This window comes from Neorhizobium galegae (assembly GCF_021391675.1).
GTDB lineage: Bacteria > Pseudomonadota > Alphaproteobacteria > Rhizobiales > Rhizobiaceae > Neorhizobium > Neorhizobium galegae_B.
Map to the genome: position 1 here is coordinate 3,532,754 of NZ_CP090095.1, position 24,693 is coordinate 3,557,446.

Consider the following 24,693-nt stretch of genomic DNA (forward strand, 5'->3'; position numbering starts at 1 on the left):
GGCTGAGATGAGAGGCTGCGTCTTGCCAATCTCCCCCCTTGCGGGGGAGATGCCCGGCAGGGCAGAGGGGGGTGCTGCCGCATACTCATCGCCAATTGAACTCGCGGCGTCACCCCCTCTGTCACCTTCGGTGACATCTCCCCCGCAAGGGGGAGATGGGAGTATGCCGCACCGCCTCACTTCCGCGGCAAACTTCGCTCCGCCTCCAGGCTCTTCTTCAGCGCCGCGGTAATATCGATCACATTGCTGGTGCGTTCGGGCGTCTTCTCCTCGACCTTCTTCCTGGTCTTCCGGCTCTTCTTGCGTTCGGCGATGATTTCGAGCAGCCGGTCCTGGACCGGGTCGTCCGCCATTGAAGGCTTCCAGGCTTCGGTGCGCTCGTCGATGATCTTCTTCATCATCGCCAGATGTTCGGATTGGGCCTTCTCCTTCGGCTTCTCGGTGGCGTATTCGTCGGCGTCGCGTACTTCGTCGCCGTAACGCAAGGTCCAGACCACGATCCCCTTGTCCTTGGGCAGCAGCAGAACCGCCCGCTCGCGACGGTACATGACGAGCCGGGCAATGCCGCCGGTACCGGTCTTTGCCATGGCCTCCCGGATCACCGCAAACGCCTCGGCACTCACCTCGTCGTCCGGCGCCAGGTAATGTGGCCGATCGTACCAGATCCAGTCGATCGAGCCCGCCGGCACGAAAGTTTCGATATCGATGGTACGGGTGCTTTCGAGCCCGACATCCTCGATCTCCTCGTCTTCGAGGAGAACATAATCGTCTTCGCCCTTCGGATAGCCTTTGACCTGATCTTCGTCCTCGACCGCCTCACCAGTCTCGGCATCGACATACTGGCTGAGGACGCGATTGTTGGTCTTGCTGTTGATATTGTGGAACCGAACCTTGGCTCCTTCGGAGACGGCCGGCGTCATCGTCACGCGGCAGGTGACCAGCGAGAGCTTCAGATAACCTTTCCAGAATACGCGCGGCGCCACGGAAAACTCCTTCGTTTGCCCGATAACCCGCGCCGCCTCCGCTTGGTTCCGGAACAAACGTTCGATCCAAACCGTTTTCGTGATGAAACAGGCCAGGAGAAATCAGATGAGCACCAACAGCACTCCCAACTCCGTGCAGAAGGACCCACACAAAAAAGCCGAGCAGTCGGCTCGCCAGCGCGGTGAAAAGAAGGAGCTGGACGAGCAGCTCAACGAGGGGCTGGAAGATACCTTTCCGGCGAGCGATCCCGTCTCGAGCACGGTGACATCCATTCCCACCGGCACGGCGAAACCGCCCAAGCACTGAGTTTCCAAAAAACCTCTGGAACAAATGAAGCGGCTCCCGGATAGGGAGTCGCTTTATTTCATTTGTCCTCTGTGACTTTTTCGGGATATTCGAAGTTAGCCGTAATGATGTATGGAAAGCTAATGTAGGGTTATGGCGGGCGGACATTGTTCGGCAACGGATCTGCCGGCGGTGATCACGTCAGAGGTCGGGATGACGAAACAAGACACTCCGGTTGCGGAACAGGACGTCAGAATGGGACGGCGGGTCAACCGCAAGGTCTCGGTCCTTCTGACCGAAATCGAGAAGGAAGATGTTCCTGATCGGCTGCTCGACCTGGCGCGTGAGCTGCAGAGGGCACTCAACGAAAAGATCGACGGCCGCGCCGGCTGATGCTCTCCGTCCAAGCCAGTCAGGGTTTGGTCGAAATCATGTTGTCGATGCGCACCCGGCCACCGATCACGCCCCGCGGCCCGTTCGGCGCGAACCGGCAGCTAGTATCCTCGATCACCGTATAGAGCTTGTCGCTGCGGAAGGCGCTCGCCATCTCGGTCGAATTGCCCTCGCAGGGCGAGGTGTCGATTTCCATGAAATCCAGTTCCGCCTGGCTCGCCACCAGCCGCGCATCGCCGGCGGTCTTTGCCCGGACCAGCACTTCGCCATGCGGCGGCGAATTCTGCCAGCTCGGATCGTTTGGGGCAGCCGTCGGCACCAGCCGATAGATCTTCAGCCTGTCCTGCATGTCTCTCTCCCGTCGTAAGCATTTTTATAGTTGAAGACCTAAACGCAGGTCATGCGTTCCGGTTCCATCACATCGTGCGGAACCTTTCCGGCAACCATGGGTTTCTCCGCTGCGGGCGATCATGCCCCTGAGAAGGAGAAAGCCGATGAAGAATGAGCAGCCGAAAGCTGGCCGTCCCGGCGAGACCTCGCAATGGCCTCGATGGGAGGGCCCGGCGGAAAGCCGCCCAAGCGGTTATCTTCAGGGCGAAGCCAATATCTTTGCCGAGGGACCGGAGCAGGAAAAGCAGATCGGCAAGGGACCGGACGGTTACGAACGCCCCGACGATCTGATCGCACAGGACGTGAATGAGCAACTGACACAGGATGCCTTTCTCGACCCGACCAACATGACGGTCTCGGTGGAGAACGGCGAAGTGACGCTGGAGGGATACGTTGCGCATCTTGCGGACAAGGCACGCGCCCAGGACGTCGTCCTCGACATCCAGGGTGTCGCCGCCTGCCGCAACAATCTTCGAATAGCCCCCGAAAGGCACTGATCTGCGTGGAACCTGTGAGGCGGTCACTCGTTAGATGCCTCGCAATCCTGCCTCAAGAATACTCATCAACAAGGAGAGACACCCATGGCCAACAAGACCCTCGACGACCTTTTCCATGAAACCCTGAAGGACATCTATTACGCCGAGCGCCAGATCGTGAAGGCGCTGCCGAAGATGGCGCGGGGCGCCCAGGATCCGAAGCTGAAGGCGGCATTCGAAAAGCACAAGGAAGAAACCGAAGGCCAGATCGATCGCCTGAAGCAGGTCTTCGAGATCATCGGCAAACGGGCCCAGGGCAAGACTTGCCCGGCCATCGATGGCATCATCGAAGAAGGCGAGGAAATCCTTGACGAGTTCAAGGGCACTCCGGCCCTCGACGCCGGCCTGCTCGCCGCAGCGCAGGCGGTCGAACACTACGAGATCAGCCGCTATGGCACCCTGCGCGCCTGGGCTCAACAGCTCGGCCACCGGGATGCGGTAACGCTTCTCGAACAGACGCTCGCCGAAGAAAGCAAGACCGACGAGGCTCTGACGACCCTTGCCAAGACTGCCGTCAACACGGCGGCCCAGAAGGCCGCGTGACATTTCGAGCGATCGGAAGAAGGGCGCGGCCTCGGCCGCGTCTTTTTCGTGACCCAAACATACAAAAAACCCGGCAGCCGCCGGGTTTTTCCTCCCTTCCGGCCTCCTCAAGCCGGGAAAGATCGCCTCAGAACCGAAGCATCGGCGTGTCCGTGCATGGTCGGAATCGGCAACATCTCGCCGTTCGGCGCCTGTCGGCGGAAAATCTCCACCCGGCCGCTTCGGTCGCGCGCCACATGGGCCTTGGCGGCCTCCATGGCAAGTTCATAGGTGTGGTAATAAGACGCAGACTGCACGCCGTCTATGACGTAGACCCAGCCGGTTGCGTGTGGAACGATATCGCAGTACTTTCCCATTGGATGTGTCTCCTTCCCGGCGGCCATAAGTACATTCGACAGTCAAAAGTTCCGCCTCCGGGGAAGTTTTTTTCGAGTGTTGGCCATGTCTCGGCCGGTTGCGATTTTTCGTTTTGACCAGGGAACTTTTCTGCGCCGCACACGTTGGGGCGCTTGGGCGAATGGAGACAAGAATGGCGGAATCCGAAGAAGTCTGGATCAGAAAGCGGGCCTACACGTTGTGGGAAGAAGAAGGCTATCCCTCGGGCAAGGATAGGGAGCATTGGGAAAGAGCCAAGCTGGAATATGCGACGCTCGGGCCGACCGCTTCAAAATCGCCTGCGGCAGGATCGCGCGGCAAGTCCGCCACCTCCGTGAAGCCGCCGAAAGCGGCGTCGAAGGCTGCAACTTCCAAACCGGCGGCGAAAACCGCCGCAGCCAAGGCTTCTCCGGCGAAGACAACTTCCAAGGCACCGGCCGCTGCCATGCCGGAAGCAGTCCAGCCGGCCAAGAAGCGTTCCAAGAAGGTTCCAGCTGGCGCCTGACGCCGCCTGCCACCCAGCTTCATCACTATCGTTACTGGTCGCGGCGACTGATATCATCGCGGCCGCGGGTTCGTTTATCCTGGAAAATCGAAATGGCTTTTGCGTCTGAACTTGGTCTCGGTTCCGCCCTGACGGAGGAACGTTGGCCAGGGCGAAAACGTTCTGGAGGGTGAGACTGGCAGATGGCGGAGGCACGCATGATGAACGCTTACGTCCCGATCGACGACCCTCGTCGAGATGAGCGGAGCGCGGCGGAACAGGGGATCAATACAAGTTATGGAAAGCGGGGGCTTCCCGGCATGAGAATTCTTTCGGTCACCTCCGAAATCTTCCCCCTTGTGAAGACGGGTGGCCTTGCAGACGTGACCGGATCTCTGCCCAAGGCGCTTAGCCCCCTCGGCATCGAGACCACCTCTCTGATCCCCGGTTATCCCCAGGTCATGCAGCAGCTGAAGAGCGCCATGCCGCTGGTCACCTTCGACAACCTGCTCGGCGAAAAAGCAGCGCTCCTCCATACCCGTGTCGAAGGCCTCAGCCTTTTCATCCTCGATGCGCCCGCTCTCTACGACCGGCCCGGCGGCCCTTATGTCGACGAAGAGGGCATCGATCATCCCGACAACTGGAAACGGTTCGCCGCACTTTCCCTCGCCGCGGCAGAAATCGCCGATGGATTACTGCCGGGCTGGGTTCCGGACCTGGTTCACACCCATGACTGGCAGTCGGCGCTGACCTCCGTCTACATGCGCGAACGCGGCTGCAAGACGCCGGTGGTGCTGACCATCCACAACCTCGCCTTCCAGGGCCAATATCCTGCCGGCGTACTGATGAGCATCGGCCTGCCGCCAGAGGCCTATTCCATGAACCGCATGGAATATTTCGGCGATATCAGCTTTCTGAAGGGTGGCCTGCAGACGGTCGATGCAATCACCACCGTCAGCCCGACCTATGCCCGGGAAATCCTCACCCCACGCTTCGGCATGGGTATGGACGGGGTCCTGAATGCTCGCGTCTCCGTCCTGCGCGGCATCGTCAACGGCATCGATCTCGATATCTGGGACCCGTCGACGGATCCACACCTGCCACGCAACTACGATGTCGGCACGCTGCGCCGTAAGCGCGAGAACCGCGCCGTGCTGCTTCAAAAATTCGGACTGAACCCAGCGCAGGAAGGCCCCCTGTTTTCCGCCGTTAGCCGGCTGACCTGGCAGAAAGGTTTCGACATGTTCGCCGACACGGCGGACGAGATCATCCGCCACGGCGGCCAGGTCATCGTCTTCGGGCAGGGCGACCGCGAGATCGAGCGGGCTCTGTCGGATACCGCCGCGCGTTTTCCGGGCCGGATGGCGGTGCATTTCGGCTACGACGAACCGACGGCGCATCTGGTCCACGGCGGGTCCGACGCCATCGTGCAGCCCTCCCGCTTCGAACCCTGCGGACTGACCCAGCTCTACGCGTTGCGCTACGGCTGCGTCCCCGTCGTCTCCCGCACCGGCGGACTTTCGGAAACGATCATCGATGCCAATGACGCAGCCATGTCGGCGCGCGTCGCAACCGGTTTTCAGTTCCATCCTGTGACCACGGACGGACTGAGGCTCGCACTTCGCCGCGCACTGCACGCCTATGGCGACCCGAAGATGTGGGCGCGGCTGCAGAACCAGGGCATGAAGGCGAAATTCTCCTGGGAACGCAGTGCCCAGCAATATGCCGCCGTTTATGCCAATCTGGTGCTGAAGTCCGGTCATGTTGCCTCGACAAGCTCGGATATCCGTCGCGCGACGCTATAGTCTTCCCGCCAGCGGACAAAAAGAAACCGGCTCGAAGGCCGGTTTTTTATGGGGCATAGGCAAGAAGTTCGAAGGCCTTACGGCCTGCGGAAGAGTGCCAGGCTGCGCGCTTCAAGCTCGAAATCCTTTTCCTTGGTGATCACCAGGCCGCGCTTGGAAAGGTCGGAGGTGGTGAGTTCAAGCACCCAGCCGCCCTCGCCGAACTGCGGGATGCGGAACGGTACATTGCCTTCGAACGGGTTGAAGAGCAGCAGCACGTCGTGCCAGATGCCCGCCTCTTCCCGAAGATCGGTCCGGCCGATATGGAGGCCGAGCGTGGAACCTTCGTCCCACTGCTCCGGCGTCTGAAAACCGCCACCGGCGTTGAACCATTTGATCTCCAGGCCGTCGCGCCAGTTCTCGCGGCGCAGCAAGGGCTGTTCGCGGCGCAGCTTGATGATCTGGCGGGTGAACTCGCGCAGCTCCTCGCAGGTCTCAGGCAGGTTCTCCCAATGAACCCAGGAAATTTCGCTGTCCTGGCAATAGCCGTTGTTATTGCCCATCTGGCTGCGGCCGAACTCGTCGCCGGCAAGCAGCATCGGCGTGCCATGCGAGAAGAACAGGGTTGCGAGGAAATTGCGCTTCTGGCGGTCGCGCACCGCATTGATGCCCTCGTCCTCGGTCGGACCCTCGACACCGTAATTGTAGCTGCGATTGTCGTTGTGGCCGTCGTTATTGTCCTCGCCATTCGCCTCGTTGTGTTTCTCGTTGTAGGAGACGAGATCGTTCAGGGTGAAGCCGTCATGGGCGGCGATGAAGTTGACGCTCGCCCATGGGCGGCGGCCGCGCTGATCGTAGAGATCGCCGGAACCGAGCAGGCGGGCGGCGAAGTCCGTCGAGACATTGGTGCCCTTCCAGTATTCGCGCACCGTATCGCGATACTTGTCGTTCCACTCGGCCCAGCCAGGCGGGAAACCGCCAACCTGATAGCCGCCGGGACCGATGTCCCACGGCTCGCCGATCAGCTTCACCTTGGAGAGCACCGGATCCTGGCTGATAGCATCAAAGAACCCGCCGCGCTCGTCGAAACCCTGCGGCTCGCGGCCGAGGATCGTGCCAAGATCGAAACGAAACCCGTCGACATGCATGCTCTCGGTCCAGTAGCGCAGCGAATCCATGATCAGCTGCAGCACGCGCGGATGCGAGGTGTTGACGGTGTTCCCGGTGCCGGTGTCGTTGATGTAGTAGCGGTGCTGGTCGGGCATGGTCCGGTAATAGGAGTAATTGTCGATGCCCTTGAAGGAGAGCGTCGGCCCAAGTTCGTTGCCCTCGGCCGTGTGGTTGTAGACCACGTCGAGGATGACCTCGATGCCCGCGTCGTGGAACGACCGCACCATGTCGCGAAACCCCTGGATGCCTCTGGGGCCATAATAGCGGGATGCCGGCGCGAAGAAGCCGAGCGTGTTGTAGCCCCAGAAATTATGGAGCCCCTTGTCGAGCAGGTGCTGATCGTCGGGGAAATAATGGACCGGCATCAGCTCGACGGACGTGATGCCGAGGCTCTTGATATAGTCCACCGAGGCCTTGTGGCCCATGCCTTCGAATGTGCCGCGCAGGTCCTTGGGAATGCCCGGATTGAGCTGGGTGAAGCCCTTCACATGGGTCTCGTAGACGATCGTCGCCGGCCAGGCGATATTCGGCCGGTTCTGGTCCTTCCAGTCGAACTCGTTCGGATCGATGACCCGGCATTTCGGCATGTAGGGCGCGCTGTCCCGCTCGTCGAAGATCAGGTCCTTGTCTTCGTGCAGGAGATCATAGGCGAAATGCGCCTCGTTCCAGTCGACGTCGCCGACGAATTCTCGCGCATAGGGGTCGATCAGAAGCTTGTTCGGGTTGAAGCGATGGCCGTTTTCCGGATCGTAGGGTCCGTGCACCCGGAAGCCGTAGAGCGTGCCCGGCTTCAGCCCCGGCACATAACCGTGCCAGACCTCATGGGTGTATTCGGGAAGCTCGAGCCTCGCGATCTCTATTCTACCACTGGCGTCGTAGAGACAAAGCTCCACGCGCTCCGCATGGGCCGAGAAAATCGCGAAATTGACGCCCTCGCCATCAAAATTGGCTCCAAGCTGAAGCCAGGAGCCGCGCTCGATAACCAAGTGGTTTGATCTTGTATCCATGCCACACCCAATTGAAATACTGACGTCATAATGGTGCGGCACAACATTTCGTTCCCTGGGCGGATAGATAAACTACCTGCACCGATGCGCGTCGAGTGCGATCACCTTCTCGACCGCGGCGACATCCTCGGCGGTTGCGGCCGAGATGGGGTCGCCGGCGATGGCTTCCAGCACTTCGGGCGCCAGCGCGCCGTTGCGAATGACGTATTCCAGCGCCTCGCGGGTTTGCCGTTCGGCCTTCAACTGGGCGTAAAGGGCGAGGATCAGCCGGTCGCGCGCATCGCGCTGCCCCTGACCGCCTTTCGATCTGGCGAAGTCTGCCACGGTCTTCCTCCATGTTCCTGCTGAAGGGTCAACTTTCGGTTCCGGCGATTGTTCCCTCCGCCGGAACCTCCGCTATCTCCTTGAAGAAGCGAAGCACGGGACAAGGAGGAAACCATGTCGACACTGACCCCGCATGAACTGGAGGGGCGCCTGAATGCCCACCGAGAACTGCTGATCGAGCTCTTGTCCGCGATGATCGGGGGCGAAGTGACCATCACGTCACTCCTCAAGCGGCTGCGCGACGACGCGACCTTCAAGGACAATGAGGAGGATCCGGGCGTGTTGCCGGAGGGCGCATTCGCAATCGAGAATTCGGCGGCGCGCGAGGTGCGGTCGATCCTCGACGCGGCACGTGCCCGGGCCGCAGCCGACGAGAATTGAGGTGCCGTTAACCGTGCCAGGTCACATTTAAGGCGATCCCGCCACGTTTATGGCCATTTCGTGGAACTACAATGCGACTTTCTCGTTCATTCACGACCGAAGCGATGGAGGCGACGATGGTCAGAGAATGGGTAGAAGCAGCAGGCTTTGTTCTGGTGATCGCCGCCTGCTACATGATGGTCATCCCCGTCTGAGTTTCAAGCTCCTGGGGAGGAGAGAGGCCTTGATCTAAGGCCCACTGCTCTCGCGGCCGGCAAAGAAGGCCGCGAGAGCGGCAAAATCTTCTTCATTTAGTTTTTTTGCCACCTCGGTCATCAGGTGGTTGAACGAAGACCCGCCTCGCACACCTGCATGGAAGAGGCGGAGTTGGCGCTCCAGATAAGGGGCGTTTTGACCCGAGATGCGCGGATAGGCAGGATTGCCGCCGGGCTTTTCGTGGCAACTGAGGCAGGCGGGAATTTTGTCTGTCGCTCTTCCCCTTTCCGCGATCTCGCGGCCCCTTTCCACGAGCTGTAGATCAACCGGCACCGAAGGCCTTTGCGGTCTTGCCTGCTTGGCATAATAGGCCGCAAGCTCCGGCAGGCTCTCCTCCGCCAAGGTCCCGACCGCGACCCTCATGACGCCGCTTGCCCGCTCACCATGCGCATAGGCGCGCAGGCTGTTGAGCAGGTAGGCTTCCGACTGCCCGGCGAGCCGCGGGATGACACTGTTGCCGTTGAGCCGCTTTTCCGCATGGCAGCTTTCGCAGGTGATCGGCAGCGGCGACACCTCGCCCGCGGTGCCGATACCATGCAGGCCGGACGCCTGCAGATAGGCATTGCCGTCCATGCCCGGCAGCTTTCGTAGGAACGCTACCATGTCCCAGACCTCGTCGTCGCGCGCCTGAGCCGGCCAGGCCGGCATGCCGGTGAAGCGCACCCCGTGCTTGACGATCTCGAAGAGTTCGGCATCGCTCCAGCCGGGAACCACCGTCTTCAGATCCGGCGGCGGCGGCAGCATGGCGAGCACGGCGCCTGAAGCCTTTTGCGCCGGCGAGCCATGACAGATGGCGCAGCCGGTCTCGAAATGCCCGGCCGCCGGCGGCAGCAGCGCCGGATTGTCGAGCGGCGGCACTTCGATGGAAAGAGCCGCGGTACGGATCGAATTGCGCATCACCCAGTGCAGGAACCAATCCGTGATCCCCCAATGACCGGTGCTTGCCTTGACGCTCATCAGTCCGGACCAGGCGAACCCAAGCCCCAGAAGCGGCGCCACGATCACAAGGATCGCGAGATATTTCCAGCGGATCGTCATCCGGCTACTCCTCCCAAAGCCACGGCCGGCGCCGTGCAAGCAACGCCACCCCTGCCCGCGATCCCCAACGGCGGAGCGTCGCGGCGAAGGCAGATGTCTCGGCCTTTCACCGTAAAGCGGATGGAGAGAAAGGGAAAGCAGCACGCCGAACGCCGTGGTTGAGGCTTCAGCAGGGAACTGGGAAAATTCGGCACCGAACGTACCATCGGGAATTTTGTTCCAGCCGCCGGATAACTTTGTGTAACCGACTGTGAAAAAGATGGAACGAATCCTCCGACGAGGGGTTTGCTCCCCTGTGAACGGGCAATCGCCCAGCGTTCGCGACGGGAGAAAATCATGATGCAATTTCTAAAAATGCTTAGAAACAGGCTCACCGGCACGCACCAGAAGAAAACTTTCGCCGTGGCCCATCCGGAAGAACTGCAGGTCGTCGTCCCTGATGCCGTGGTCCTTCCGTTGCCCAAGTCGCCTCGTGAGGAAATCAGCGTCCCCGCCTCCATCAACGGCCGGGACCTCTCCACCGGCCGGCTGTGAGGCCGGCCGAGACTCTGCACACCACGGAACTGCCAACCAAAGGAGACCAGCATGACCACCATCGAGTCCGCCAACATCCTGATCCTCGCGGCCGACGGCTATGAGCGATCGGAACTGCGCGTCCCGCTGGAGGAACTGAAAAAACGTGGAGCCGTCGTCAAGATCGCCTCCATCAAGGCAGGCGAGATCAAAAGCTGGGACAAGAAGAACTGGGGCGATACCGTCCCGGTGGACCTGGAGGCCAAGAACGTCAACGCGGAGGACTTCGATGCCCTCGTGCTGCCGGGCGGCCAGATCAACCCCGACATCCTGCGTGACAACGAAGATGCGATGAAGGTCGTGCGGGACTTCGTGAAAAGCGGCAAGCCGGTCGCAGCGATCTGCCATGGCCCATGGTTGCTAGTGGAGGCCGATGCCCTTCGCGGTCGCAAGGCGACCTCCTATCATTCGATCCGCACCGACATCCGCAATGCCGGCGCATCATGGAAGGATGAGGCCGTAGTGGTCGACAACGGTATCATCACCTCGCGCTCGCCCGAGGATCTGCCGCAATTCGTGGCGAAGATCGTCGAGGAAGTCCAGGAAGGACGCCTCAATCGCCGGGCAGCGTAACTTGACGTAGCTCGGCTCCGGCCGTCCGCAACCTCCTCGCGGGCGGCCGACACGGACGCCTAGACCTGCTTCAGAAAGGCGAGAAGCCGCCGTTCGTTGGCGCGCAACTCCTTCGGCCGCGTCAGCGCCATCTTGTCCCGCATCACCTTTTCCAGCGGCGAGACATCCTCCGAAAGTGCCAGAATGCCCGGGTGGATGTAGCTTGAGCGGCAGACCGCCGGCGTGTTGTGCAGAGCTTCCGCCGCCGCCTTGCACATCGCCTTGATCTTCGGGCGCCGGCCCTCCTGCTCTACCACCTCCCAGGCCGCCATCAGCCCCGCGAGACTGCCGCCCCAGGTGCGGAACGTCTTGGCCGAGACCGCGAACCCTGCGGCCTTGGCAAGATAAGCGTTGAGCCGGCCCGAATCGATCGGACGCGGCACGCCCTGCTCGTCCGGCCAGGAAAACAGCTGCCGACCCGGCAGATCGGCTATTTCTTCCAGGATGCGCTGCAGACGGGGATGTTTCAGCGTGTGCTGCACGCGCCGGCCGCCCTTGGCGACGAAGCGCAGCATGACCGACTCGCCGGACAGCGTCATGTGGCGCTTCAGCAGCGTGGTCGCACCGTAGGTCTTGTTCTCCTTGGCGTAGAGACGATTGCCGACCCGCAGATGGGTTGCGTCCATCAGGGCCACCAATGCGGCGATCACCGCGTCGGACTTGTCGAGGCCAAGTTCGAGGTCGCGTTTCGCCTTGCGGCGGATCCGCGGCAGAGCCTCGCCGAACCGGACGAGCTGATCGAACTTGCGTTCGCTGCGAAAGTTCTGCCAGTCGGGATGATAACGATACTGCTTGCGGCCGCGTGAATCGTAGCCGGTCGCCTGGAGATGCCCACGCGGATCGAGGCAGATCCACACATTCTCATAGGCGGGCGGCAGGCCGAGCGATGCGATCCGCAGGCGATGCTCCGGATCGGAGAGCAAAGTGCCGTCGGGCAGGCGGTAGGTGAAACCCTTGCCGCGCCTGAGCCGACGGATGCCGGGCTCCGTATCGCCGACATAGGTAAGGCCGATGGTCTCAAGGGAATCCTGATCGATGTCGATCGTGGTGAGCATGGCGTCCATGGCCGACCAAACGGCGAGGACCACAGCTTCGTTCCGGCGCTCACGGAGATAACCGCTAGATGGCTATGTCCTTGAGAGTTTCGGCGCCCTCGCCTCGTTCGAAGGCCAAGCGCGGCGCATTCAAGGACCAGCGAAGCCCTTCATTGCGGAAGTCGATCTCGACCTGGCCGGCGAAAGCCGCCGCCGCATGGCGCCTGATGATCGTCGTGCCGAACCCGGTGCGGGAAGGCTCGTGAACCGCCGGTCCGTCCCTCTCTTCCCAGACGAGCTCAAGCCGGCTTTCGCCGTCATCTTCGTCGACCATGTCCTTCCAGGCGATGCGCACTCTGCCCTGCGGCACGGAGAGCGCGCCGTATTTCACCGAGTTGGTGGCAAGCTCGTGGAGGATGAGGCCAAGGTTCTGGACCGCTTCGGCCTTGAGGATAAAATCCGTGCCCTGCAGCTCGACCCGGTCGGCCACGTCCGCGAACGTGCTCATGTGGATTTCGATGACGCGGCGGATCGACACCCCGGCCCACTGCTCCTTCGCCAGCGCCTCGATCGATTTGCCGAGGCCTTGAAGGCGGGTGCTGATCGCCTTCTGGAACTCCTCCATCGTGGTGTCCTGGCGTGCCAGCTGGCGCATCATCGCCTGGATCAGAGTGAGGATGTTCTTGGTCCGGTGAACCAGCTCATGCAGGATGAGGTGAATCCGATCTTCCGCCTCGCTGCGGTCGAAGGAGGCATTCGAAAGAGCGACCGCCACCTGGTTGGCTTCGCGGATCTTCGTCTCCACGGGAGAGACGATCTCGCCCTTGCCGATCCGCTCGGCCATTTCGGCGATCTGCCGGATCGGGATGCGAAGCTGACGGCCGACGAACCAGGCGATCAGCATGCCGAGAGCGAGGAAGATCGCACCGCCGGCGATCAACTGCCGCCATGTGGTAAGGATGCTCGCCTGCGCCGCATCGATCGGCCCCCAGACGACGGCCTTCCACGTCCACCCGGTGATCTGGGCGTAGCCGTACATCTGCCGGCGGTTGCCGTCGACATCCTCGATCGTACCCTTGAAGCCAGTCATCAGCTTGAGCATGTCGGAGGGAAACGCCGTGCCGGAACCGAGCGCATGGGCGCCGAGGGAAGTCACTACCTTTCCGGCCCCGTCCACGACCGCGACCGACCAGCCGTCAGGAAGCCCCTCCGTCGAGATCAGCTTCTGCAGGTCCTCGGCATTCTGCGTCATGATCATCGCGGCGCCGGAATGGGAAATCTCCTTGGGCAAAGGCATCGTGACGTTGAAGACATGCTTGCCGCTGGTGGCGCCGAAAAACACGTTGGAGACTTCGGTCACGCCGTTGTTCACAGCCGATTGCAGCCCGAGCATGCTGGAGATCTTGCCAAGCGGCGCGTCGAACGGCACCCGGGTGTTGAGCCGCTGCTGCCCATCCGCATTGACGACGAGAATATAGAGCGAGTCGGACCGCAGGCTATTCTGGGTTCGGTTGTGGAAGGCACGCAGGTCACCGGCCTCAAGCTCCGGCGACGTGACAAGCAGCCGAAGCGTCGTCGCCATGTCCTGTAGCTCACGGTCGATGGAGCGAGCGATGAGCTGGGCGTCTTCGGCGGTCTCGGCTGCAAGGATCTCGCGCTCGTTCGCCTCCAGCTCCGTCATCAGGTAACCGACGAAAATCAGCAATGGCAAGGCGACGCCAGCCGCCAGTGCGACCAGGTAGGCACCGATCGGCGCCGTTGGAAAAAACCGCGAAACTCTAAACATTCCGCGTCTTTACCCTATGGAAAAAAGCTGCAGGTGCCTGTGCCACCTGCCGGCATTATTCATTTCCGTGTCCCGCCATCTGCTAATATTCTAGCGGGTCTTATCTAACTGGTTTTAGAGGCCGGGCCAAGGATTGATTGCCGGCGATATGGTTTTCCGGAACGGGACGGCTCAGCTGTGTCGAGGCCGCTCCGACACGTCGAAATTCACATCCCAGTCCTTTTCCGGCCCCTTTTCGCCGGGCGGATTGCGGTGCTTCGTCGCGTCGTCGGAGCCGGTGATCACAGTCGGTTTGGCGCTTGCGACGCCGTTTGCCTTGCCGTCCGCCTGGGATTTGGCGTACTGCCCCGCGGCGTCCTTGTGGATTTTGGCGGTATCATTGTTCTCGGTCATGATGTCTCCTTCTAGAATGGAGTCAGGCCACCGACAGCGGCCTGACTCGTGGATCAGACCGGATCAGATCGTGGTCGAACCGGTCAGCATATCGGTCGAACTATTGTTGACGCGCAGGTTGTTCTGGACGTGTCGGACGCCGGAAACCTCGTCCACCAGATCCTCGGCCCGCCGCTTGTCCCAGCGGCTCGACACGAAACCGTCGAGCGTCACTTCGGATCCCTGGATCGTCACGGTGATGTTCGATGCGTCGAGTACCGGATCGTCGCTGAGGCGATCATTGACGTCCTCCTCGATACGGGCGTCGGAGCGCTGATAACCCTTCGGCCCCTTGCCGCGATGTTCATCCATCTTCCGGCGATGTTCGGCACCTTCGTCACCGAACCAGGAGGCGACTTCATCACCGGCGCGCTCCATGAAGCCGCGCTTGCGGCCATAGTCGTCCGCGCCGCGGAAGCGGCTGTCAGAACCGGAACGGCCTTCACCACTGAAACGATAGTCCGAGCCGTAACGGTCGCCATAGGCCTGGTTGACGCGGTTGCGGCCCGGCTCGTAGCTGAACGACGAAGGCCGGCCGCGGTAGGACTCGCGGGCCCAGGCCTGCGACCGCTCCGAATCACCATAACCGGCCTCGAACCCGCCATCGTCGGATACCCATTGTTCGCTGCGACCGTAGCGGGGAAATCGCGAGGGATCGCCGTCCTCCCGATTTGCATCGCGGCTGCGCGGATCGTCGCTGGAACCGCGCACATAACCCGTATCGCCCGGGCGGTAATCGCTGGAGGATTCGCGCGCGAAATCACGCTCGTCGCGCATCCGGTCGTTTCGATACCCGCCCGATTGGGAATGATTTCCACTAGCCATTGTCTGTCTCCTCGGTCTGGTTTGGTCCCGTTTCGCATGGGACACAGACTCAACCCCGCCTCCTCGGGATTGTTCCCCCTTTGGGAGGAATGCTGGAGGTCAATCGGGAGAAACGGCCACAACCATGGAGAGGCCCGGAAGAATATCACCGGCAGCGATTTCAGCCGGTTCGACATGGATGACGGTGCCGGAAACGGGCGGTGCCGCCTGCTCCCTGGCCGTCAGATTGGCACGAAGCTGCAGCAGGCGGTCCGCCAGCCGCCAATCGACGGCAATCACGCCGTCTTCGGTATCGAGCATCCTGCCCGAGTGAGGAGGGACGGCGAGAAGTCCAGGAACGATATGCTTGCGCCGCTTGGCGATCAGCGTGCGCATGCGGTCGCGATGCAGCTGCCCTTCCGGCGTGCGAGCGCGATCCCAATGCAGCTTCGAGCGATCGAACGTCTCCACCGCGTTCGGGTCGAAGATATTCTCCCGGTTCGACCCGTTCACCGGGTTTCCACCGAAAAAGGCAAAAGGACCGGAGGTCAAACGCCCCCGCCCGCTTATTCGATACGGTTGGTCGTCTGCGGATCGAAGACGACGGCCTTGTCGAGATTGAAGGCGAACGGGAACTTCTGGCCGAGCGCGACATGTACGTCGGAGCGGGTGCGGGCGGTGAAGGTCGCGCCGTCCAGTTTGCCGGTGACGAAGGTATCGGAGCCGGTCGGTTCGATCATCGTCACTTCAGCCTCGATCCGGGCGGTGGCGCGGGCCTGCGGATCGACGAGACCGGCATCGGTAATCGTCTCCGGACGCAGGCCCAGAATGACGTCCTTGCCCTCCGGAAGGGTGGTGGTCACGGAAGGCGGCATGGCGACCCTGACGCCGTCGTTTCCGAACAGCGCGATGCCCTGCTGGCCATTGGCGCCGGATACCTTGCCCTTCAGCATGTTCATTGCCGGCGAGCCCATGAAATCGGCGACGAAGAGGTTGGCCGGACGGCCATAGATTTCCGCCGGAGTGCCGATTTGCTGCACCATGCCCTCTTTCAGCACGACGATCTTGGTGGCAAGCGTCATCGCCTCGATCTGGTCATGGGTGACGTAGACGATGGTGGCGTGGGTGTTCTGGTGCAAAGCCTTGATTTCGGCGCGCACTTCGACGCGCAGCTTGGCGTCGAGGTTGGAGAGCGGCTCGTCGAACAGGAAGACGCGCGGCTGGCGCACCAGCGCCCGGCCCATGGCGACGCGCTGCCGCTGGCCACCGGAGAGCTGGCTCGGGCGGCGCTTCAGGAGATGCTCGATCTGCAACGTCTTGGCGACCTGCTTGACCGCCGCCTCGCGCTGCGTCTTCTCGACGCCGCGCATTTCCAGCGCGAATGCGATGTTCTGTTCGACCGTCATGTTCGGGTAGAGCGCGTAGGACTGGAAGACCATGGCGATGTCGCGCCGCGAGGGGTGCAGATCGTTGACCACCTGGCCGTCGATGACGATATCGCCCGACGACGGCGGCAGCAGGCCGGCGATCGCGTTGAGCAGGGTCGACTTGCCGCAGCCGGACGGCCCGACGAGAACCAGGAAGCCGCCCTTTTCGAGCTCGATATTGATGCCCTTCAGAATCTCGTTATTGCCGATCTTCTTGCGAATATCCTTGATTTCAAGAAAGCTCATGTGCGGTTATCCCTTGACTGCGCCGGCCATCAGGCCACGCACGAAATAGCGTCCGGCGACGACATAGACGAACAGCGTCGGAAGCGCTGCGAACACCGCAGCCGCCATGTCGACATTGTATTCCTTGACGCCGGTGGAGGAGGCAACGAGGTTGTTGAGCGCCACCGTCATCGGCGAGGACGTGCCGGACGAGAAGGACACGCCGAACAGGAAGTCGTTCCAGATGTTGGTGAACTGGTAGATGATCGTCACGACGATGATCGGCCCGGAACTCGGCAGCAGGATGCGCCAGAAGATCCGGAAGAAACCCGCGCCGTCGATCATCGCGGCCTTCACGAGTTCATCCGGAAAAGCTTCGTAATAGTTGCGGAAGAACAGCGTGGTGAAGCCGAGTCCGTAGATCACGTGGACGAGGACCAGGCCGGCGGTGGAGTTCGACAGGCCGAACGTGCCGAGCACGCGTGCCATCGGGATCAGGACCGCCTGGAACGGAATGAAGCAGGCAAACAGCATCATGCCGAAGACCAGCTTGTGGCCCGGAAAGCGCCACTTGGTCAGCACGTAGCCGTTGAGCGCACCGAGCAGGGTCGAGATCAGAACCGCCGGAACCACCATCTTGATGGAATTCCAGAAGTAGCCCTTGATGCCGACGCAGCTGACCCCGATGCAGGCCTCGCCCCAGGCGCGCACCCAGGCGGCGACCGACGGATCGCGCGGCGGTGCCAGCATGTCGCCGCCGCGGATTTCGTCGAGCGACTTCAAGGACGTCGACAACATGACGTAGAGCGGCAGGAGGTAGACCAGCGCCAGAATGATCAGGGCTGCATAGATGAAATAGCGGGCGGTGCGGGCTCCGCCGGCGCTGACGGTTTCTTGTGTCGCGCTCATTGCTTTCTCTCCCGCAGTTCCGAATAGAGATAGGGCACGATGATCGCGGTAATGCCCATCAGCATCATCACGGCGCTCGCCGATCCGACATTCATCTGGTTACGGGTAAACGTGTAGGAATACATGAAGGTCGAGGGCAGCTCGGTCGCATTGCCCGGCCCCCCGCCGGTCAGCGCGATGACCAGGTCGTAGGACTTGATCGCCATATGCGCGAGCACGATGAACGCGGAAAGGAAGACGGGTCGCAGCAGCGGAATGATGATGCGGCGGTAGATCGAGACAGTTGAAGCGCCGTCGATCTGGGCCGCCTTGATGATCTCGCCGTCGATGCCGCGGAGACCGGCCAGGAACATCGCCATGACGAAACCGGACGCCTGCCAGACCCCGGCAATGACGACGGTGTAGATCGCCATCTTGGGATTGACCAGCCAGTCGAACTTGAAGCTCGTCCAGCCGAGATTGTGCATGGTGTTCTCGAGCCCGAGACCCGGATTGAGGAACCACTTCCACGCGGTACCCGTGACGACGAAAGAGAGCGCCATCGGATAGAGGAAGATCGGCCTGAGCAGGCCTTCGGCGCGGATCCGCTGGTCCATCAGGATCGCGATGCCAAGCCCGAGAATGATGCAGATACCGATATAGAGGACACCGAAGATGGCCAGGTTCTGCATCGCCACATACCAGTTCGGCTGCGACCAGAGGCGGAAATAAGCGTCGAAACCGCCCCATTTGTAGACCGGCAGGATGCGTGAGGTCGTGAAGGAAAGGTAGACCGTCCAGAGGATGAAGCCGTAGACGAAGACGAGGATCACCGCAAACGACGGCGCCAGCACGATCTTCGGCAGCGCGTTGCGCACTCCGTCCGCAAAAGTGCGTCCCTGTCTCTGCGGCGCCCCTTGGGGCGACAGGGCGGGAACCGGTTCGATTGTCGTCATCATGACCTCCGGCAGACACCAGAACTAAGAGATACCGGCGAGCCGGAATTTGAAAAGTGGCCGGGAGATTATCCCGGCCACTCGGATGTCAGAACTTTCGCGAAAACGCGATCACTTGGCAGCCTTCACCGCTTCCGGCAGGCGCTTCAGCGCTGCTTCGGTGGTGAGCTGGCCGTTGAGGTGCTGGGTGATGACGTCGAGCATGGCTTCCTTGATGGCAGCCGGCTGAGCGTAACCATGGGCGAGCGAGCCCATCAGCGTGCCCTTGGAAGAAGCTTCCGTGAGATCCGCCATGCCCTTCTTGCCGCAATCGTCGAACTTTTCGTTCGAGACGTCGGTACGGGCAGGAACAGAACCCTTGACCGTGTTGAAGGCGATCTGGAAGGCGGGATCTTCGACGGCGGACGCCATCTTGAGCTGGGCCTTTTCGGCGTCGCCGCCAACGTTGAACATCATGAACTGGTCGGCGTTGAAGAGGACCGAGCCCTGCGTGCCGGGGAAGCGGATGCAGACGAAGTCCGTACCCGGCTTCTTGTTGGCGCGCAGCCATTCGCCCTTCGACCAGTCGCCCATTTCCTGGGCGCCGGCCTTGCCTTCGATGACGAGGGCGGTCGAAAGGTTCCATTCGCGGCCCGAGAAGTTCGGGTCGAAATAGGTGCGCAGCTTCGACATCGTGTCGAAGACCTTCTTCATCGTATCGCCGGAAAGTGCTGCCGGATCGAGATCGAGAACGGCCTTCTTGTAGAAGTCCGGACCGCCGGTCGAAAGCACGACGGCTTCCCAGAGCGTGCCGTCCTGCCACGGAACGCCGCCGTGAGCGAGGGCGGTGAGGCCCTGGCCCTTGAAGGCGTCGAGCATGGTGATGAGCTCGGCAATATTGGTCGGAACCTTGCCGCCGGCCTTGTCGAGTGCCGCCTTGTTGATCCACAGCCAGTTGGTGGAGTGGATGTTCACCGGAGCGGCGATCCAGTGGCCGTCAAACTTCGAGAAGTTCTGGAGAGCGGCCGGGATAACCTTGTCCCAGCCTTCCTTCTTGGCGAGGTCGTCAAGGTTTGCGGCGACGCCCATTTCGGCCCAGTCCTTCAGGTCGAAGCCGAGAAGCTGGACGGCGGTCGGCGGGTCGCCGGCCGTGACGCGGGCGCGCAGCGCCGTCATGGCAGCAGAGCCTGCACCACCGGCGACCGGCATGTCCTTCCAGGCGACGCCCTGCTTCTGGAGGTTTTCCTTCAGCACGTTGAGCGCGGCCGCTTCACCACCCGAAGTCCACCAATGCAGGACTTCGACCTGTTCTGCCGCCTTGGCGGCACCGGCGGTCATGGCGATAAGTGCCGCACCGGCGGCGAGTTTGGCAATCATTCGAATATTCATTGAGAATCTCCCTTTGCATCCGGGCTCCTCTCCGGATATGGCGATTTATAACGATATAATTGCAGTCAGTGTCAACCCGCTCGGAGGATTTTTTACATCACCAAGCGATCGGCTTAACATGAGGAAAAAACTAGCAAAATTGGTACGCGACGAATTTTTACTCAGGAATCGAGAAAAATTCCTGGCGACTTTCGAAAAATTTGTAACGATATAGATGAGGCTCGCTCCGGTTCCGGGGCGGGAGCGGAGGAGAAGAGGATATGTCGCTGGAAGACCTGGGGGACAAGGGTCGGCGGGCGAAGTCGGAGCGGGCAGCCGCAAAATCCGGCGTTGGCGCGAAGCCCACCCTTAAGACGATCGCCGAACTGACAGGACTTGCGGTCACGACCGTATCGCACGCGCTTGCCGATGCGCCGCAGATAGCGCTCGAAACACGTCAGCGCGTCCGCAAGGTCGCAGCCGATATCGGCTACCTGCCGGACCGGGCGGCGCAGCGCCTGCGCACTGGCCGCACCAATGTCATCAGCCTCGTTCTCGATCCGCACGAGGAAATCCTCGGCTATGCCACCTCGATGATCAACGGCCTGACCGAAGCCTTGCGAGGCACGGCCTATCATCTGGTCATAACGCCGCATTTTTCCGATACGCCGCAGATCGAACCGGTGCGCCATATCATGCGCAACCGCATGGCCGACGGCATTGTCTTCACCCGTACCGAACCGGCGGACGAACGCGTCAAGCTATTGATGGAGAACAATTTTCCGTTCATCTGTCACGGCCGGACCGAGCTTGCCACCGCCCATCCCTATGTCGATTACGACAATTACAGTTTTGCGTACCAGGCCGCGAAAAAGCTGATCGCCACAGGTGCGAGAAGGCTGTCGATCATACTGCCGCCGGAGCGTTTCACCTTCGCCCACCACCTCAGGCACGGCTTCATGACGGCGGTGCGCGAGGAAGGCATCGGCTTCGAAATCGCCAAGGACGTCACGCTCGACAGCAAGTCGGATGACATTCGCGACTATCTGTTCCACCGAATGGGCGAGCCGGAGCGCCCGGACGGATATATCTGCGGCGGCGAGGTATCGGCACTCGCGGTCATGGCATCCGCCTACGACCATCGTCTCGAACTCGGCAGGGATATAAGGCTGGTGGCCAAGCAGACATCGGGCCTGTTCGACCAGATCCGCCCCCGCGTAGAGACGATCTACGAAGACCTGACGGAAGCAGGTTTTCTGATGGGCAAGCTGCTGTTGAAGCGGATCGCCGGGCCCGCCCCCATACAGGAATTGCAGGCGCTGCAGACGGTTTGAGGCGGTGCAGCAAACTCCCTTCTCCCCCCTTGCGGGGGAGATGTCACCGGAGGTGACAGAGGGGGGTGGTTCAGCGAACTCAACTTACGAGGAGGATGTGGAACCATCCCCCTCTGCCTGCCGGCATCTCCCCCGCAAGGGGGGAGATCCGATGACGCGCTGTCCGCGGCTTCTCAGTCCTCTTCGACGAAGACCTGTTCGCGCTTCTTCTTCACGCTTGGCAAGAAGACGATGACGAGGACGAGGGCCGCGAGGAAGAGGAGGGCCGCGCTGATGGGACGCGTGACGAAGGTGGCCGGATCGCCGCGCGAAAGGATCATCGCCCGCCGGAGATTCTCTTCCAGAAGCGGCCCGAGCACGAAGCCGAGCAGCAGCGGCGCCGGTTCGCAGCGCAGCTTCAACAGCACGTAGCCGATGAGGCCGAAGAAGGCGACGGCGTAGAGGTCGTAGACGTTCGAGTTGACGCTGTAGACCCCGATCGAGCAGAAAGCCATGATGATCGGGAACAGCACGTAGTAGGGGATGGTGAGCAGCTTCACCCACAGCCCGATGAGCGGCAGGTTGAGGATGACGAGCATCAGGTTGCCGATCCACATCGAGGCGATGATGCCCCAGAACAGGGCCGGCTGTTCGGTTGCCACGTTCGGGCCTGGAACGATACCCTGGATGATCATCGCGCCGATCATCAGCGCCATGACCGGGTTGGCCGGAATGCCGAGGGTGAGCAGCGGGATGAACGACGTCTGCGCACCGGCATTGTTGGCCGATTCCGGACCGGCAACGCCGGCGATCGCCCCGTGGCCGAATTCTTCCGGATGTTTCGAAACCTTCTTTTCGACCGTGTAGGACGCAAACGCCGCAAGGATGGCGCCGCCGCCCGGCAGGATGCCGAGGATCGAGCCGATGGCCGTGCCGCGCAGGACCGGCCCGACCATCGCCTTGAAATCCTCCCGCGACGGCATGAGCTCGCTGACCTTCGCCATCAGCACGGAGCGGGTTTTTTCGTTTTCGAGATTACGCAGGATTTCCGCGATGCCGAAGACGCCGACCGCGACCGCCACGAAGTTCAGCCCGTCCGCATATTCGCGTATCCCGAGCGTGAAGCGCGGCGTGCCGGTGTAGATATCGGTGCCGACGAGACCGAGCAGCAGGCCGAGCGCCACCATCGCGAGCGCCTTGACGATGGAACCGTGGGCGAGTGCGATCGAGGAGACGAGGCCCACCACCATCAGCGAGAAATATTCGGCCGCGCCGAACTGCAGCGCGATCTGGGTGAGCGGCGGCGCAAAGATCGCGACGAGGAAGGTCGATACGGTGCCGGCAAAGAACGAGCCGATCGCGGCGATCGCCAGAGCTGCTCCGGCCCGGCCCTTGCGCGCCATCTGGTAACCGTCGATGGCGGTGACGGCAGACGAGGACTCGCCCGGCATGTTGATCAGGATCGCCGTGGTCGAACCGCCGTATTGCGCGCCGTAATAGATGCCGGCGAGCATGATCAGCGACGACACCGGTTCGAGCTGGAAGGTGATCGGCAGAAGCATGGCGATCGTCGCCGTGGCGCCGATGCCGGGCAGCACGCCGATCAGGGTGCCGAGCAGCACGCCGATCAGGCAGAAGAACAGGTTCTCCAGCGACGTCGCCGTCGCAAAACCAAGCGCGAGATTATTGAACAGATCCATCAGTCAATCCTCAATAACCGAGCCAGGGCCCGAAACGGCGGAACGGAAGGCCGAGGCCATAGCTGAAGACGGCGACCGAGAAGACCGTCAGCGCCGCCGACAGGACGAGTGCGGTGAGCGGTTTCATGCGGCCCGAGGCGAAGGAGGCGATCAGTGCGGTGACGAAGATCGACGGCACGAAGCCCAGCCCGCGAACGGTAAGGCCGAAGAAGATCGGCGCTGGCAGGATGAAGACCATGCCGCGCAATGCGAGCGCTCCGATCGGCCCACCGTCCACCCGCATCGACTGGAAGAGGATGAGCGCGCCGAACAGGATGAGCGCGCAGGCGAGGATGAACGGAAAATAGCCAGGCCCCATGCGCAGCGCCGTACCGAGTTCCAGTTCGAACGACTGGTAGGCAAAGAACAGGCCTGTCGCGACCAGCAGCAGCCCGCAGATCAGATTGGCAGTGTCGAATTTCAGAGAATTCATGGTGTCTCCGTGAAGTGGGAGAGGCTTTTGCCGCCAACTCCCCTCGCCCCCCTTGTGGGGGAGATGTCACCGGAGGTGACAGAGGGGGTGGTGCGACTAGTTCAACAGGAGTGTGGTGAAACACCCCCCTTGCCCTGCCGGACATCTCCCCCGCAAGGGGGAGATCGGCCAGACGCACCAACTCAGTCCGCGTATTGGCCAGCGGCCTGGATGACCGGCTTCCAACGAGCGATTTCGCTCTCGAGCTTGGCCTTCAGAGCCGCCGGAGTGGCGTCGTTGTCCGGCGACGGCTCGGTGCCGAGTTCAGCGAAGCGAGCGACCACGTTCGGGTTCTTCAAGGCAGACTTGAGGGCCTTGTTGAGCTTGTCGATCGCCTCTTTCGGGGCGCCCTTCGGCGCGTAGAGACCATGCCAGATGCCGACCTGCATGTCGGGCAGACCGGCTTCCTTGACGGTCGGGATGTCCTTCAGGACGCCGAGACGTGCCGGGGACGTGACCGCATAGGCCTTTACCGTGCCGCCCTGGATCTGCTTGGTGGTGTTGGTGGTCTGGTCGCACATGATGTCGACCTGGCCGCCGAGAAGATCGGTCATCGCAGGCCCGGTGCCCTTGTAGGGAACGGTGACGAGCGACGTCTTGATCGAGCTCATGAACAGCATGCCACACAGATGCGAAGCGGCGCCGATGCCGGCGTTCGCAACCGTCACCTTGTCGCTGTTGGCCTTGGCATATTCGATGAGACCCTTGAGGTCGGTCGCCGGCATGTCCTTGCGGGCGAGAAGCGTCATCGGAACGTCGGTGACGAGACCGACATATTCGAAGGCGTTCAGGGTGTCATAGGGCAGCTTGCGATAGAGCGAAGCGCTGGTCGCCATGCCGATGTGGTGCAGGAGAACGGTATAGCCGTCCGCTTCGGCATTCGCAACGCGGGCAGCGCCGAGGGTACCGCCGGCGCCGCCGACGTTTTCAACGACGATCTGCTTGCCGAGATCCTTCGACATCGATTCAGCGACGAGGCGCGCGACGGTGTCAGTCGGGCCGCCGGCCGCAAATGGCACGACCATGGTGATCTGGCGGTCAGGATACCCCTGCGCATTCGCCGAAGCGGAGAAAAGGGAAAGCGCCGCAAGAGCGGTCGCGCCGATAAGGGCGTTCAGAATTTTCATCGGGGCTCC

The 24,693-nt window shown here is 61.7% G+C and carries 29 protein-coding genes; 11 read left to right on the forward strand and 18 right to left on the reverse strand.

The window, feature by feature from the left end; all coding sequences use genetic code 11:
- Positions 1 to 176: 176 nt before the first annotated feature.
- Entirely contained in the window at positions 177 to 983 is an 807-nt protein-coding gene (locus LZK81_RS17560; protein WP_233954072.1) for a Ku protein, read from the reverse strand.
- 106 nt (positions 984 to 1,089) lie between these two features.
- On the opposite strand from LZK81_RS17560, the gene LZK81_RS17565 reads away from it, so the two are divergent.
- Positions 1,090 to 1,290, forward strand: coding sequence for a hypothetical protein (locus LZK81_RS17565; protein WP_046608317.1), 201 nt, complete (start codon positions 1,090 to 1,092; stop codon positions 1,288 to 1,290).
- 192 nt (positions 1,291 to 1,482) lie between these two features.
- On the forward strand, positions 1,483 to 1,662 hold the full coding sequence (locus LZK81_RS17570) for a hypothetical protein (protein ID WP_233954073.1): 180 nt from the start codon (positions 1,483 to 1,485) through the stop codon (positions 1,660 to 1,662).
- Positions 1,663 to 1,681: 19 nt separating this feature from the next.
- On the opposite strand, the gene LZK81_RS17575 is transcribed toward LZK81_RS17570, so the two are convergent.
- A complete protein-coding gene (locus LZK81_RS17575; RefSeq protein ID WP_046604393.1) occupies positions 1,682 to 2,011 on the reverse strand; it encodes a hypothetical protein in 330 nt (109 codons plus the stop codon).
- 145 nt (positions 2,012 to 2,156) lie between these two features.
- On the opposite strand from LZK81_RS17575, the gene LZK81_RS17580 reads away from it, so the two are divergent.
- Entirely contained in the window at positions 2,157 to 2,549 is a 393-nt protein-coding gene (locus LZK81_RS17580) for a BON domain-containing protein (protein ID WP_052756717.1), read from the forward strand.
- Positions 2,550 to 2,633: 84 nt separating this feature from the next.
- Entirely contained in the window at positions 2,634 to 3,131 is a 498-nt protein-coding gene (locus LZK81_RS17585; protein ID WP_037077652.1) for a ferritin-like domain-containing protein, read from the forward strand.
- A 107-nt stretch (positions 3,132 to 3,238) separates the two neighbouring features.
- Here the strand turns inward: LZK81_RS17585 and LZK81_RS17590 are convergent, their stop codons facing one another.
- Entirely contained in the window at positions 3,239 to 3,487 is a 249-nt protein-coding gene (locus LZK81_RS17590; protein ID WP_233954074.1) for a hypothetical protein, read from the reverse strand.
- A gap of 173 nt (positions 3,488 to 3,660) precedes the next feature.
- Here LZK81_RS17590 and LZK81_RS17595 point away from each other — a divergent pair, with 173 nt between their 5' ends.
- Both LZK81_RS17595 and glgA read left to right on the forward strand, forming a co-directional pair.
- Entirely contained in the window at positions 3,661 to 4,011 is a 351-nt protein-coding gene (locus LZK81_RS17595) for a DUF2934 domain-containing protein (RefSeq protein WP_046608313.1), read from the forward strand.
- Between the two features lie 299 nt (positions 4,012 to 4,310).
- Positions 4,311 to 5,795: a glycogen synthase GlgA gene (glgA, locus tag LZK81_RS17600; protein ID WP_233954075.1), complete on the forward strand. Its 1,485-nt coding sequence runs from the start codon at positions 4,311 to 4,313 to the stop codon at positions 5,793 to 5,795.
- A 77-nt stretch (positions 5,796 to 5,872) separates the two neighbouring features.
- Here the strand turns inward: glgA and glgX are convergent, their stop codons facing one another.
- Both glgX and LZK81_RS17610 read right to left on the reverse strand, forming a co-directional pair.
- Positions 5,873 to 7,951, reverse strand: coding sequence for a glycogen debranching protein GlgX (glgX, locus tag LZK81_RS17605; protein WP_233954076.1), 2,079 nt, complete (start codon positions 7,949 to 7,951; stop codon positions 5,873 to 5,875).
- 72 nt (positions 7,952 to 8,023) lie between these two features.
- Positions 8,024 to 8,275 carry a hypothetical protein gene (locus LZK81_RS17610; protein ID WP_233954077.1) on the reverse strand — a complete coding sequence of 84 codons (252 nt, stop codon included), beginning with the start codon at positions 8,273 to 8,275 and terminating at the stop codon, positions 8,024 to 8,026.
- A gap of 114 nt (positions 8,276 to 8,389) precedes the next feature.
- Here LZK81_RS17610 and LZK81_RS17615 point away from each other — a divergent pair, with 114 nt between their 5' ends.
- Positions 8,390 to 8,656, forward strand: a complete 267-nt coding sequence (locus LZK81_RS17615) for a hypothetical protein (protein ID WP_046608310.1) — start codon at positions 8,390 to 8,392, stop codon at positions 8,654 to 8,656.
- 71 nt (positions 8,657 to 8,727) lie between these two features.
- A complete protein-coding gene (locus tag LZK81_RS29265) occupies positions 8,728 to 8,850 on the forward strand; it encodes a hypothetical protein (RefSeq protein ID WP_007751416.1) in 123 nt (40 codons plus the stop codon).
- Positions 8,851 to 8,884: 34 nt separating this feature from the next.
- Here LZK81_RS29265 and LZK81_RS17620 read toward each other — a convergent pair whose 3' ends face one another.
- Positions 8,885 to 9,949, reverse strand: coding sequence for a c-type cytochrome (locus LZK81_RS17620; protein WP_233954078.1), 1,065 nt, complete (start codon positions 9,947 to 9,949; stop codon positions 8,885 to 8,887).
- Positions 9,950 to 10,285: 336 nt separating this feature from the next.
- Between LZK81_RS17620 and LZK81_RS17625 the strand changes: the two genes are divergently transcribed.
- Complete coding sequence (locus tag LZK81_RS17625; protein WP_046604386.1) at positions 10,286 to 10,483, forward strand: hypothetical protein; 198 nt, start codon at positions 10,286 to 10,288, stop codon at positions 10,481 to 10,483.
- A 51-nt stretch (positions 10,484 to 10,534) separates the two neighbouring features.
- Positions 10,535 to 11,095 (forward strand): type 1 glutamine amidotransferase domain-containing protein, encoded by a 561-nt coding sequence (locus LZK81_RS17630; RefSeq protein WP_046604385.1) that lies wholly within the window; start codon positions 10,535 to 10,537, stop codon positions 11,093 to 11,095.
- Between the two features lie 59 nt (positions 11,096 to 11,154).
- Here LZK81_RS17630 and LZK81_RS17635 read toward each other — a convergent pair whose 3' ends face one another.
- The 9 genes from LZK81_RS17635 to LZK81_RS17675 form a co-directional block, all read right to left on the reverse strand.
- Positions 11,155 to 12,171 carry a DNA topoisomerase IB gene (locus tag LZK81_RS17635; protein WP_233956603.1) on the reverse strand — a complete coding sequence of 339 codons (1,017 nt, stop codon included), beginning with the start codon at positions 12,169 to 12,171 and terminating at the stop codon, positions 11,155 to 11,157.
- Between the two features lie 82 nt (positions 12,172 to 12,253).
- Entirely contained in the window at positions 12,254 to 13,954 is a 1,701-nt protein-coding gene (locus LZK81_RS17640; RefSeq protein ID WP_046608306.1) for a sensor histidine kinase, read from the reverse strand.
- 171 nt (positions 13,955 to 14,125) lie between these two features.
- Entirely contained in the window at positions 14,126 to 14,347 is a 222-nt protein-coding gene (locus tag LZK81_RS17645; RefSeq protein WP_046604383.1) for a hypothetical protein, read from the reverse strand.
- 63 nt (positions 14,348 to 14,410) lie between these two features.
- Positions 14,411 to 15,211 carry a BON domain-containing protein gene (locus tag LZK81_RS17650; RefSeq protein WP_233954079.1) on the reverse strand — a complete coding sequence of 267 codons (801 nt, stop codon included), beginning with the start codon at positions 15,209 to 15,211 and terminating at the stop codon, positions 14,411 to 14,413.
- 99 nt (positions 15,212 to 15,310) lie between these two features.
- Positions 15,311 to 15,703: a DUF3459 domain-containing protein gene (locus LZK81_RS17655; protein ID WP_233954080.1), complete on the reverse strand. Its 393-nt coding sequence runs from the start codon at positions 15,701 to 15,703 to the stop codon at positions 15,311 to 15,313.
- 53 nt (positions 15,704 to 15,756) lie between these two features.
- Positions 15,757 to 16,863: an ABC transporter ATP-binding protein gene (locus LZK81_RS17660; protein WP_233954081.1), complete on the reverse strand. Its 1,107-nt coding sequence runs from the start codon at positions 16,861 to 16,863 to the stop codon at positions 15,757 to 15,759.
- 6 nt (positions 16,864 to 16,869) lie between these two features.
- Positions 16,870 to 17,751, reverse strand: a complete 882-nt coding sequence (locus LZK81_RS17665) for a carbohydrate ABC transporter permease (protein ID WP_233954082.1) — start codon at positions 17,749 to 17,751, stop codon at positions 16,870 to 16,872.
- Positions 17,748 to 18,686, reverse strand: coding sequence for a carbohydrate ABC transporter permease (locus tag LZK81_RS17670; protein ID WP_233954083.1), 939 nt, complete (start codon positions 18,684 to 18,686; stop codon positions 17,748 to 17,750). Before LZK81_RS17670 ends, LZK81_RS17665 begins: the two co-directional genes overlap by 4 nt.
- Before the next feature lie 111 nt (positions 18,687 to 18,797).
- Positions 18,798 to 20,048, reverse strand: coding sequence for an ABC transporter substrate-binding protein (locus tag LZK81_RS17675; RefSeq protein WP_233956604.1), 1,251 nt, complete (start codon positions 20,046 to 20,048; stop codon positions 18,798 to 18,800).
- Between the two features lie 266 nt (positions 20,049 to 20,314).
- Between LZK81_RS17675 and LZK81_RS17680 the strand changes: the two genes are divergently transcribed.
- Positions 20,315 to 21,367: a LacI family transcriptional regulator gene (locus LZK81_RS17680; protein ID WP_233954084.1), complete on the forward strand. Its 1,053-nt coding sequence runs from the start codon at positions 20,315 to 20,317 to the stop codon at positions 21,365 to 21,367.
- A 173-nt stretch (positions 21,368 to 21,540) separates the two neighbouring features.
- On the opposite strand, the gene LZK81_RS17685 is transcribed toward LZK81_RS17680, so the two are convergent.
- The 3 genes from LZK81_RS17685 to LZK81_RS17695 all read right to left on the reverse strand — a co-directional run bounded on the left by LZK81_RS17685 (position 21,541) and on the right by LZK81_RS17695 (position 24,684).
- Positions 21,541 to 23,046 (reverse strand): tripartite tricarboxylate transporter permease, encoded by a 1,506-nt coding sequence (locus LZK81_RS17685; RefSeq protein ID WP_046604377.1) that lies wholly within the window; start codon positions 23,044 to 23,046, stop codon positions 21,541 to 21,543.
- A gap of 10 nt (positions 23,047 to 23,056) precedes the next feature.
- Entirely contained in the window at positions 23,057 to 23,518 is a 462-nt protein-coding gene (locus LZK81_RS17690; RefSeq protein WP_233954085.1) for a tripartite tricarboxylate transporter TctB family protein, read from the reverse strand.
- Positions 23,519 to 23,700: 182 nt separating this feature from the next.
- Positions 23,701 to 24,684 (reverse strand): tripartite tricarboxylate transporter substrate-binding protein, encoded by a 984-nt coding sequence (locus LZK81_RS17695; RefSeq protein ID WP_046604375.1) that lies wholly within the window; start codon positions 24,682 to 24,684, stop codon positions 23,701 to 23,703.
- Positions 24,685 to 24,693: the final 9 nt, after the last annotated feature.